Annotated in this window: 8 protein-coding genes and 1 pseudogene; 5 read left to right on the plus strand and 4 right to left on the minus strand. The window is 72.5% G+C overall.

Features of this window, described 5'->3' with window-relative positions:
* Nucleotides 1-437 precede the first annotated feature (437 nt).
* The 4 genes from ABD317_RS27435 to ABD317_RS27450 are packed head-to-tail and all read right to left on the minus strand — an operon-like array spanning nt 438 to nt 5,959.
* Nucleotides 438-2,888 carry a beta-xylosidase/alpha-l-arabinosidase gene (locus ABD317_RS27435; RefSeq protein WP_344293007.1) on the minus strand — a complete coding sequence of 817 codons (2,451 nt, stop codon included), beginning with the start codon at nt 2,886-2,888 and terminating at the stop codon, nt 438-440.
* Nucleotides 2,885-3,703 carry an ABC transporter permease subunit gene (locus tag ABD317_RS27440; RefSeq protein WP_027751933.1) on the minus strand — a complete coding sequence of 273 codons (819 nt, stop codon included), beginning with the start codon at nt 3,701-3,703 and terminating at the stop codon, nt 2,885-2,887. Before ABD317_RS27440 ends, ABD317_RS27435 begins: the two co-directional genes overlap by 4 nt.
* Nucleotides 3,703-4,650, minus strand: a complete 948-nt coding sequence (locus ABD317_RS27445; protein WP_344293009.1) for a carbohydrate ABC transporter permease — start codon at nt 4,648-4,650, stop codon at nt 3,703-3,705. Before ABD317_RS27445 ends, ABD317_RS27440 begins: the two co-directional genes overlap by 1 nt.
* Nucleotides 4,651-4,657: 7 nt before the next feature.
* Complete coding sequence (locus tag ABD317_RS27450) at nt 4,658-5,959, minus strand: ABC transporter substrate-binding protein (protein WP_344293011.1); 1,302 nt, start codon at nt 5,957-5,959, stop codon at nt 4,658-4,660.
* A gap of 141 nt (nt 5,960-6,100) precedes the next feature.
* On the opposite strand from ABD317_RS27450, the gene ABD317_RS27455 reads away from it, so the two are divergent.
* The 5 genes and pseudogenes from ABD317_RS27455 to ABD317_RS27475 form a co-directional block, all read left to right on the plus strand.
* A complete protein-coding gene (locus ABD317_RS27455) occupies nt 6,101-7,135 on the plus strand; it encodes a substrate-binding domain-containing protein (RefSeq protein ID WP_078627396.1) in 1,035 nt (344 codons plus the stop codon).
* A gap of 112 nt (nt 7,136-7,247) precedes the next feature.
* On the plus strand, nt 7,248-8,210 hold the full coding sequence (locus ABD317_RS27460) for a pectate lyase family protein (protein WP_344293014.1): 963 nt from the start codon (nt 7,248-7,250) through the stop codon (nt 8,208-8,210).
* Between the two features lie 299 nt (nt 8,211-8,509).
* Nucleotides 8,510-9,643 (plus strand): PQQ-dependent sugar dehydrogenase, encoded by a 1,134-nt coding sequence (locus tag ABD317_RS27465; protein WP_344293016.1) that lies wholly within the window; start codon nt 8,510-8,512, stop codon nt 9,641-9,643.
* A gap of 119 nt (nt 9,644-9,762) precedes the next feature.
* Nucleotides 9,763-9,954: pseudogene (locus ABD317_RS27470) on the plus strand (SDR family NAD(P)-dependent oxidoreductase); the annotation flags it as partial.
* Nucleotides 9,955-10,075: 121 nt separating this feature from the next.
* On the plus strand, nt 10,076-10,644 hold a 569-nt coding region (locus ABD317_RS27475), incomplete at its 3' end, for an SDR family NAD(P)-dependent oxidoreductase (protein WP_344293018.1).

Below are 10,644 nucleotides of genomic sequence, written 5' to 3' on the forward strand. Positions count from 1 at the left end.
TACCAACTCCTTGGCTCACAGAACGACATGGCTCCGATCCGACTTGGGGCAGCTGCTGTCGGCGCTGGCGGCGGCGCTGCCGGGCGCGGCGACGGGCCCGGCGCCGGACCTGACGCGGCCGGTGGTGCTGCTCGGGCCGCGGCAGGCGAAGGGGCTGGAGTTCGACACGGTGATCGTGGCGGAGCCGGCGCTCTTCGGGGACAGCGACCTGTACGTGGCGCTGACCCGGGCGACGCAGCGCCTCGGCGTGGTGTACGCGGGCGAGCTGCCGGAGGCGCTCGGCGCCCTCGCGTAGCGCCGCGCGCGGACGGCGGGCCCTCGCCGTCCCGAACCGCGGGCCGCCGCGGCCGGCCGGGAGGCGGGCGCGCGCCGCACCGGACCGGGAGGAGTCCGGTGCGGCGCGCCTGCCCGGCCGGCGGCCGGGCGGTCGGGGGCGTTCAGCCGCCGGGTGCCTCGTCGCCGGCGCCGGGGTCCGCTTCCGGGTCCCGGTGCGGATCGAACTCGGCGTGCAGCCGGCGGGTGTGGTCCACGTACCGCGGCGGGCCGGTCAGCGTCACCGCCGCGGTGAGCCGCGGCTCCGCGCTCGACGCCGCCAGCCGCAGCTCCAGCGCCCCCGGCTCGACCACCCGCCGCCCGTCGCGGCCGGTGAACGACGCCACGTCGGCCGGCACGGCGACCCGCACCCGCCGCTCCTCCCCCGTGCGCAGCGGCACCCGGGCGTAGCCGACCAGGCGCTGCACCGGCTGCACGACGGAGGCCACGGGGTCGTGCAGATAGAGCTGCACGACCTCGGTGCCGTCCCGCTCCCCGGTGTTGCGGACGGTGAACGACAGCCGGAACTCGCCGTCTGTGGCGCACTCCGCTTCCGCCACCTCCAGGCCGGACCAGTCGAACGTCGTGTACGACAGGCCGTGGCCGAACGCGAAGGCGGCGGTCGGGTCGATGTTGGACACCTCGGTGGCCTGGCCCAGCCGGGGCGCGAGGTACGTCGTCGGCTGCGCGCCCGGGCCGCTGGGCACCCCGACGGGCAGCCGGCCCGACGGGTTCGTCCGGCCGCTGAGCACGTCGGCCACCGCCGTCGTCCCCTCCACGCCCGGGAAGAACGACTGCACGATCGCCGCCGACTCCGCCGCCGCCCGGCCCAGCGCGTAGGGCCGCCCGGCCAGCAGCACCGGCACCACCGGCGTGCCGCTGTCCAGCAGGGCGTCGAGCAGCGTTTGCTGGGCGCCGGGCAGCGCCAGGGACTCCGCGTCGCAGCCCTCGCCGCTGGTGCCGCGCCCGAAGAGCCCGGCGCGGTCGCCGAGCGCGGCGATCACGACGTCGGCCTCGCGGGCGTGCCGTACGGCCTCGGCTATGCCGTCCGTCTCCGGCCCGTCGACCGAGCAGCCGGCGGCGACGGTGACGGTGGCGCCGGGGAACTCCCGGCGCAGCGCCTCGCAGAGCGTGGGCAGCCCGATCCCGACCGGGGTCTCGGGGTGCTTGACGCCGACGTGGACGGGGAAGGAGTAGCAGCCGAGCACGGCGTGCGGGTCCTCGGCGTTGGGTCCGACGAGCGCGATGCGGCGCGGCTGACGCAGCGGCAGCGTGCCGTCGTTGGCGAGCAGCACCACGGCCTGCTCGGCGACCTCACGGGCCAGCTTCCGGTTGTCGACCGGGTCGAGGTCGACCTTGCCGCGCAGCGCCTCCGGGTCGGCCGCCGCGCCGGGGCTCTCGACGCCGGCGGCGGCGAGCGCCTCCGGCACCGGGGACCAGTCCGCGTCCAGCAGGCCGAGGCGGACCTTCTGCGCCAGCACCCGGCGCAGCGCGCGGTCGACCAGGCCCTCGTCGACGCGGCCGTCGGCGAGGGCCGCCAGCAGCGGCGGGCCGAAGGTCTTGACGGTGGGCAGCTCCACGTCGACCCCGGCGGCCAGCGCGACGCCGGCGGCCTCGGCCCAGTCGCCCGCCACGCCGTGCAGCGTGCGCAGGAAGGAGATGCCGAAGTAGTCGGCCACGACGGTGCCCTCGAAGCCCCAGGTCTCCCGGAGCAGCCCGGTGAGCAGCTCGGCGTCGGCCGCCGCCGGCACGCCGTCGGTGTCGGTGTACGAACTCATCACCGACCCCACGCCGGTCTCCCGCAGCGCCATCTCGAACGGCGGCAGCAGCACGTCCGCGCGCTCGCGCTCGCCCATGGCGGCGGGGGCGAGGTTGCGGCCGCCGCGGGAGGCGGAGTAGCCGACGAAGTGCTTGAGCGTGGCCAGGACGCCGGCGGACTCCAGACCCTGGATGTACGCGGTGGCGACCGTGCCGACGAGGTACGGGTCCTCGCCGACGGTCTCCTCGACGCGCCCCCAGCGCACGTCGCGTACCACGTCCAGCACGGGCGCGAGCCCCTGGTGCACGCCGACGGCGCGCATGTCCCGGCCGATGGCCGCCGCCATCCGCCGCACCAGGGCCGGGTTGAACGTCGCGCCCCAGGACAGCGGCACGGGGTAGGCGGTCGCGCCCCAGGTGGCGAAGCCGGCGAGGCACTCCTCGTGGGCGAGGGCCGGGATGCCGAAGCGGCTCGCGGCCACGACCCGGGCCTGGGTGCGCATCAGCGACAGCGCGCCGAGCGCGGGGTCGACGGGCGCGGTGCCGAACGGCCGCGTCAGCTGCCCGAGGCCGGCGGGCAGCAGCGCCTCGAAGTCGACGGCCTCCTCCATCTCGTGCTGGTAGGGCGCCACTTCGCCGCCCTCCGCGGAGGCGCCGACCCAGACCCCGAAGAGCTGGGCGACCTTCTCCTCCACGGTCATGGCGGCGATCAGCGCCGCCACGCGGGTGTCGACGTCGTGTGCCGGGTCGTTCCACACGGGGGTGGCCGTGTCCGGGGCGTCTGCCCGGGGTGTCTCAACTGCCACGTTCGCGGTCACTTTCCTCCGACGCCCATGAGGCCCCGGACGAGGGCCCGGCGGGCGAACAGGTAGACGAGCAGGACGGGGATCATCGACAGGAGCACGGCGGCCAGCAGCCCGGGCGCGTCGATTCCGCGCTCGGTCTGGAAGTTGTAGAGGCCGAGCGTGATCACCTTGGATTCTTCGGACTGGGTGAGGACGAGCGGGAAGAGGAAGCCGTTCCACGCCTGGAGGGCGGAGAAGACCACGATGGTGGCGAGTCCGCCCCGGGAGAGCGGGAGCACCAGCTGGAAGAACATCCGCCGGGGGGTGGCGCCGTCCATGGCCATGGCCTCGAACAGCTCCCGGGAGATGTCCCGCATGGTCCCGCTCAGGATGAGCGTGGAGACGGGCAGGGCGAAGGCGGCCGTGGGCAGGATGACCCCGATGAGGTTGTCGTAGAGCCCCGCCTCGCTGATGAGGTAGAACATCGGGATGATCACGGCCTGCAGCGGGATGGCGAGGCCGAGCAGGAAGAGCCGGAAGACACCGGTGGTGACACGGCCCCGGCTGCGCACGATGGAGTACGACAGCGGTGGCACCAGCAGCAGCACGATGCCGACAACGCAGACGGTGACGAGCAGGGTGTTGAGGAAGTACCGGCCGAAGCCGGTGTCGAAGGCGCCGGTGAAGTTGTCGAAGGTGATGTCGGTCGGCAGGCCGAGCGGACCGCCCTGGACGAAGTCCGATTGGGTCTTCAGCGTCGCCGTGACCATCACGTACAGCGGCAGGCCGATGAGGAAGAGCCAGATCAGCGAGCCCGCGCCGGCGAGGTAGTTGGGACGTCGCCTCATCACAGGCCCTCCGTCGTGCTGCGCATCTTGTCGTACCCGGACAGCCGCACCATGATCAGGGAGATGGCCGTCGCCGCCAGGACCAGGACGAGGGCGACGGTCGCGCCGGCGCCGTAGTCGAAGCTCTTGAAGGCCTCTTCGTACATGTAGTACGCGCTGATGGTGGTGTCGGTGCCCGGGCCGCCCTGGGTGAGGATCAGGACGGTCTCGAAGGTGGTGAGCCCGCCGACCACCATGAGGATCATCGACGTCATGACCGCGTTGCGCAGCTGCGGGAGCGTGACGTGGAAGAACTGCCGGTAGCGCCCGGCCCCGTCGATCTCCGCCGCCTGGTAGAGCACCTGCGGGATGGCCCGCGCCGCGCCCTGGTAGATCAGGGTGTGGAACGGGGTGAACTGCCAGGTGCTGACGAAGGCCAGGACGCCGATCGCGGTCGCCTGCTCGCCGAAGAGGTTGCCGTCCCCGAAGAGCCAGGTGGCTTCGGCGGGCACGCCGAAGTTCGGGTCGAGCAGGGCGCGCCAGACGACGGAGACGGCGGTGGCGGACAGCAGCAGCGGGACGAAGTAGACGGCCGAGAGCACCGCGCGGTTCTTCTGGTTGCCCGCCGCCCAGACGCCGAGCATGATGCTCAGCGGCGTCTGGAGCAGCACGCCGAGCGCGGTGAGCAGCAGGCTCAGCCAGATGCTCTTGATCATCACGGGGTCGTCGAAGACCCGCCGCCAGTTGTCGAAACCGGTGAACTCGGGGTCGCCGATGCCGTCCCAGGACATGAAGGACAGCACCACGACCATGATCAGCGGCACGATGGCGAAGGCGCCGAAGAACAGCGTGGCGGGGGCCGCCCAGATGAATCCCGGGCGGCCCACGTCGGCCACGTTCGTGGTCGGCGTCCGCCGCCGCTTCACGGGCGGAGCGGCGGGGCGGACGCGCGTTTTCTGGATGGTCATGGGGTCGTCAGGAGGTCGGCAGGGCCTGCATGGCCGAGATGAAACCGTCCTCGTCCAGCCCGCCGTTGAAGAACTGCTGGATGGCCTTGTGCAGGTCGGTGGCGGCGGACTGCGGGTACGCCTGGTCCCAGGAGAGCTGGAAGTGCGGCGCCTTCTCGACCAGGCCGTACTGGAACTTCGAGTACTCGGGGCTGGCCGCCTCGTCGAGGAAGTCCGGGGTGTTGGTCGTGGTGGGCAGGTTGCCGATGCCCAGCTGGTCCTTCACGAACGTGTCGGAGTACATGAGCTTCAGGAACTCGGCGATGGCCTCGGGGTGCTCGGCCTTCTTCATCACCGAGTAGTAGTTGTTGGTGTTGCCCACGAGGTTCTCCGGGTCGCCCTTGCCGCCCTCGACAGTCGGGAAGGCGCTGTAGCCGAGGTCCTCGGCGGCGAACTTCTCGTCCAGGCTCTGCTGGGTGGAGTAGTACCAGGAGCCCATGAGCTCGAAGCCCGCCTTGCCGGACGCGACGAGCTGCGGGGAGCCGTTGTTGGTGAACTTCACCGAGTCGTACGTCTTGCCGAAGGCGCCGGTGTCGACGAGTTCACGGATCATGCCGAGCGCCTTCCGGCTGTCCTCGCTCTCCCACGCCTCCGTGTCGCCGCTGAGCGCCTTCTGGAACAGCTCGGGGCCGGCGATGCGGTCGTAGAGGTACTGGAACCACATCTGCGTGGGCCACTGGTCGCCGCCGCCGAGCGCGATCGGGGTGACGCCGGAGTCCTTGAGCTTCTCCACCGCGTCGAGCAGGTCGTCCCAGGTCTCGGGCGGCTGCACCCCTGCCTCGTCGAGCACCTTCTCGTTGTGGAAGAGCATGACGGGCTGGGTGCCGCGCATGGGGACGCCGTACGCCTTGCCGTCCACGACCGAGGCGTCGAAGACCGAGGGGAGGAAGTTGTCCTTCAGGCCGGGCTCCTTCTTGATGAAGTCGTCCAGCGGCAGCAGCAGGTCCGCGTCGACGAACGGCTTGATGCTGCCGCCGCCCCAGTGGAAGAAGACGTCGGGGGCCTGCGGGGTGCTGATGATCGTCTGCAGTTTCTGCTGGTACTCGGCGCCCGGGATGGTGTCCAGACGGGCCTTGACCTCGGACGTCTTGTTGAACTCTTCGACGAGCTTCTTCTCCACCTCGTTGGTGGCGTCACCGTAGACGAGCACGGTGAACTCGTTCTCGCCGGAGCCCGATCCGCCGTCGTCACCGCAGGCCGTCAGGGCCAGCGTGAGCCCCAGCGCCACGCCGCCGGCGACGATGCGGGGCGTCCCCCTTCGAGTCTTCATACGCATGCCTCTCGAAAATTTCGTCCCGAACACCGAAAGTCGATGTAGGGCTGGACAGTAGGCGAGGCACCGCAGAGGGTCAACGGGCCTGCAGCCGCGCGACCAAACCGTTACCGCTGACCGTGCCTTATCCTTCGAACCATGCGTGAAGACGACGACGTGGACGGCCGTGTGACCCTGGCCGAGGTAGCGACTCAGGCCGGGGTGTCACTCTCGACGGTTTCGAAAGTTCTCAACGGGCGCTCCGATGTCTCCCGGCCCACGCGCACGAAAGTCGAGCGGCTGCTGGAGACGCACGGCTACCGCCGCCGGGCCCAGGCCGCCCCGCAGGCCCCGCTCATCGAGCTGGTCTTCCACGAGCTGGAGAGCGTCTGGGCGATGGAGCTGATCCGCGGGGTGGAGAACGTCGCCAAGCAGAACCAGGCGAGCGTCGTCCTCACCGAGAGCGGCACGCGGCACGCGCCGGACCCGGACTGGATCGAGGGCGTCCTGCGGCGCCGTCCGCTGGGCGTGGTGCTGGTCTTCTCGACCCTGCCGGACCGGGTGAAGAAGCAGCTGCGCTCGCGCGCCATCCCGTTCGTCATCGTCGACCCGGCCGGCGACCCCGAGCCCGACGTGCCCTCCGTCGGCTCCGCCAACTGGGCCGGCGGCATGGCCGCCACCCGCCACCTCATCGAACGCGGCCACCGCCGGATCGCCATCATCACCGGCCCCGAGGACATGATGTGCTCCCTGGCCCGGCTCGACGGCTACCGCTCGGCGATGGCCATGGCCGGCCTCGACGTCGACACGTGCCACGTCCGATTCGGCGACTTCCACGTGCAGGGCGGCTTCGACCACGCCATGGACCTGCTCGACGGGCCCGACCGGCCCACCGCCGTCTTCGCCGGCAGCGACCTGCAGGCGCTCGGGGTGCTGGAGGCGGCCCGGCTGAAGGGGCTGAGCGTGCCGGACGAGCTGTCGGTCGTCGGCTACGACGACGTGCCCCTGGCGCAGTGGTCCAGCCCCGCGCTCACCACCGTGCACCAGCCGCTGCGGCAGATGGCGGAGGAGGCGACGCAGATGCTGGTGCGCCCCCGGGAGCCGGGCAAAGGCGCGCTGCGCATGGAGCTGGCCACCCGGCTGGTGGTGCGGCAGAGCACGGCGGCGCCCGCGGAGGCCCCCGCCCGCGGGTGAGCCGCACCGACCGGCAACCTCCGGCCGTCCGGCGGCAACCCAGGGCCGGAGCGTGCCGCCGACAGGCGGGCGCACCACCCCCCACCCGCACACGTACCGGACGGAGAGCAACATGCGCACGCACAGGAGGAAGCCCCGCACCAAGCTCGTCGTCGCCGTCGCGGCGGCCACCGCCGCCGCCACCGCCGCCCTGCTGGTCCCGGGCGCGGTGGCCGAGGAGTCCGCCCCGGAGGCGGCGTCGCCCATCGGCTTCGGCTCCGGCACCACCGGCGGGGCCGGCGGCGGGACCGTGAGGGTGTCGGACGCGGCAGCGTTCACCAGCGCGGTGCAGAGCAACGGCCCGCGCATCGTCGAGGTCAACGGGAACATCCAGCTCAGCGGGATGACCAAGGTCGCCTCCGACAAGACCATCGTCGGCGTGGGCACGAACGGCCGCATCAGCGGCGGCGGGCTGAACATCAGCCAGGTCAGCAACGTCATCGTGCAGAACATGACCATCTCCGGCAGCTCCGACGACAACATCAACGTCCAGTACTCCAGCAGGATCTGGCTGGACCACAACACGCTGACGAACGCGTACGACGGCAACCTGGACATCAAGCGCGCGTCGGACAACATCACGGTCTCCTGGAACCACTTCCACGACCACGACAAGAACGCGCTGCTCGGCCACAGCGACAACAACGCCGGCGAGGACGCGAACGCCCTGCACGTCACGTACGCCTTCAACTGGTTCGACGGCACCAACCAGCGCAACCCGCGGGTCCGCTTCGGCAACCCGGTGCACGTGCTCAACAACTACTACAACGACATCGGCTCCTACGGCGTCGCCTCCACCGAGGGCGCCGGGGTGCTGATCGAGGGGAACTACTTCGAGAACACCGGGGACCCCTTCCACCTCGGCGAGGGCAGCTCCGGCCCCGGCACGATCGAGGCCCGCGGCAACCACTTCCAGAACTCCGGCAGCGGCCAGGCCGGCGGCTCCGTCGCGGGCATCCCGTACGGCTACGACGTGCAGCCGGCCGAGAGCGTCAAGGACACCGTGACCGGGGGCGCCGGCGTCGGCAACCTCTGAGAGACGGCGCTGCGCGCCGCGGCCGCACCGCGGGACACATCCTGCCCCTCCCGCGGCGCGGAGTCCCCCGCGGCGCGCAGCGCTTCGCCGGTGCACGGCTCCCCGGCGGACGGCAGGCGCGGCGGGCAGCCGGCCCGGCGGGCACCGCCCGGACCCGGGCTCCGGGGGCCGAGGTTGCGGTATTCATCGGGAACGGCGCGCGGGATATCCTCCTGCGCACCAGGGGGCATCTCCCGACCAGTGCGAGCGCACGCACCGTTCCCCCACGAAGCCCTCAACCCCACCCCAGGAGGGTCACCATGAGAGTGCGCACCATCTCGGCGATCGCCGCCGGGTTCTGCCTCGCCGTCTCCGGCGTCGCGCTGTCCGTGGCCAGCGCGGACCCGCCCGCCGGCACCGCCGAGGCGGCGGTCGAGCTGACGACCGTCGCCGAGGCCCGGAACCCGAGCGCGGGCACCGCCGGCCCCGGCGGAACACTCTGGATCGCCGAACGCGCCGGCACGGTCCGGGTACTGGACGGCTCCGGGCTCGGCGAGCCCGTGCTCGACATCTCGGACGAGACGACGGCCACCGGCGAGCGCGGACTGCTCGGCATCGCCTTCGACCCGGACTTCCAGCACTTCTACATCTCCTTCACCGACCGGGAGGGCACCAGCACCGTCGACGAGTTCGCCGTCGCCGACGGCGCGCTCGACCCGGGCTCCCGGCGCACCGTCCTCACCCAGGAGCAGCCGTACGCCAACCACAACGGCGGCCAGATAGCCTTCGGCCCCGACGGGATGCTGTACATCGGCCTCGGCGACGGCGGCGCCGGCGGCGACCCGCACGACAACGGCCAGAACCTGGGCACCCTGCTCGGCAAGCTGCTGCGGATCGACCCCGCCGGCGACGACCCGTACGCGATCCCCGAGGACAACCCCTTCGCGGACGACGCACGGGCACGCGGCGAGATCTGGGCGTACGGGCTGCGCAACCCCTGGCGGTTCTCCTTCGACGCCGAGACCGGCGACCTGTGGATCGGCGACGTCGGGCAGAACCGGGTCGAGGAGATCGACCGCGCCCCGGGCGGCAGCCCCGGCGGCGAGAACTACGGCTGGGGCCGGATGGAGGGCTCGGAGGTCTTCGACGGCGAGGAGCCGGCGAACCACGTGCCGCCGGTCCACGAGTACGGCCGCGGCGGGCTCGGCTGCTCGGTCACCGGCGGGTTCGTCTACCGCGGCACGGCGCTCCCGGAGCTGGCCGGGCAGTACCTGTTCAGCGACTACTGCGACGGCACCGTCCGCGCCCTGCAGGTCGAGAACGGCGAGGTCACCGGCCAGACCGACCTCGGCGTCAGCGGCGGCTCCGTGGTCTCCTTCGTGCAGGGCGGTGACAACGAGCTGTACGTGCTCGACCTCGGCGGCCCGGTCCAGCGGCTGGACCCGGCCGGCTGACCCCCGTACGACCCCGCCCGCGGGCCGCCGCGGCGCGGCCGCGGGCGGGGCCCCCGCAGCACGCCCTGTTCCGGTCCGGCGCGCGGAACGTTACCGTGCGGTAGATGAAGCGACCGGGGATGCGGGACCTGACGGGACGGCGGATCTTCGTCACCGGCGCGGCCGGCGGGATCGGCGGCGCGACCGCGGCGCTGGCCGCGGCCCGGGGCGCGGAGCTGTACCTCACCGACCTGGACGGGGACCGGCTCGACGCCACCGCCGCGGAGATCCGCGCGCAAGGCGGCACGGTGCGCTGCGCCACCGCCTCCGACGTCGCCGACGTCGACGCCGTACGGGCCGTGGCCGACGGCGTGCACGCCGCGGCGGGCGGGCCGATGAACGTCGCCGGGATCTCGGCGTGGGGCACGGTGGAGCACCTGGCACTGGCGCGCCATGGTCGACGTCAGCCTGATGGGTCCGGTGCACGTCGTCGAGGCCTTCGTGCCGCCGATGATCGCGGCCAGCCGCGGCGGCCACCTGGTCAACGTCTCCTCGGCGGCCGGCCTCCTGGGGCTGCCGTGGCACGCGGCGTACAGCGCGGGCAAGTTCGGGCTGCGCGGCGTCTCCGAGGTGCTGCGCTTCGACCTGCGCCGGCACGGCATCGGCGTGAGCCTGGTCTGCCCGGGGGCGGTGGACACCCCGCTGACCGAGACCGTGGAGATCATCGGCGTCGACAAGGAGAGCAGGGCGTTCCAACGGCTCCAGGCGGGCTTCCGCCGGCAGGCGGAGTCGCCGGCGGAGGTCGCCGAGATCATCCTCAGGGGCATGGCGCCGAACCGCTGTCTGGTACACACCTCCGGCCGGGTGCGCGCCGCGCACGCGCTGCAGCGCGCGGCCCCGCCGCTGTACGCGCTCGCGATGCGGGCGATGAACTCCGCCGCGCACCGGCTGCTGCGCCGCGCGGCCGCCGCCCCGGCCGCGGCCGCTCCGCCCGCCGCCGCGCCCGCCGCTCCAGCACCCGC

It is taken from the genome of Streptomyces synnematoformans, from assembly GCF_039531005.1.
GTDB classification, from domain to species: Bacteria; Actinomycetota; Actinomycetes; order Streptomycetales; family Streptomycetaceae; genus Streptomyces; species Streptomyces synnematoformans.

Coding starts and splice junctions, on each gene's coding strand:
- ABD317_RS27440 (WP_027751933.1), bottom strand. CDS start 3,703: ATGAGGCGACGTCCCAACTACCTCGCCGGCGCGGGCTCGCTGATCTGG.
- ABD317_RS27445 (WP_344293009.1), bottom strand. CDS start 4,650: ATGACCATCCAGAAAACGCGCGTCCGCCCCGCCGCTCCGCCCGTGAAG.
- ABD317_RS27450 (WP_344293011.1), bottom strand. CDS start 5,959: ATGAAGACTCGAAGGGGGACGCCCCGCATCGTCGCCGGCGGCGTGGCG.
- ABD317_RS27455 (WP_078627396.1), top strand. CDS start 6,101: ATGCGTGAAGACGACGACGTGGACGGCCGTGTGACCCTGGCCGAGGTA.
- ABD317_RS27460 (WP_344293014.1), top strand. CDS start 7,248: ATGCGCACGCACAGGAGGAAGCCCCGCACCAAGCTCGTCGTCGCCGTC.
- ABD317_RS27465 (WP_344293016.1), top strand. CDS start 8,510: ATGAGAGTGCGCACCATCTCGGCGATCGCCGCCGGGTTCTGCCTCGCC.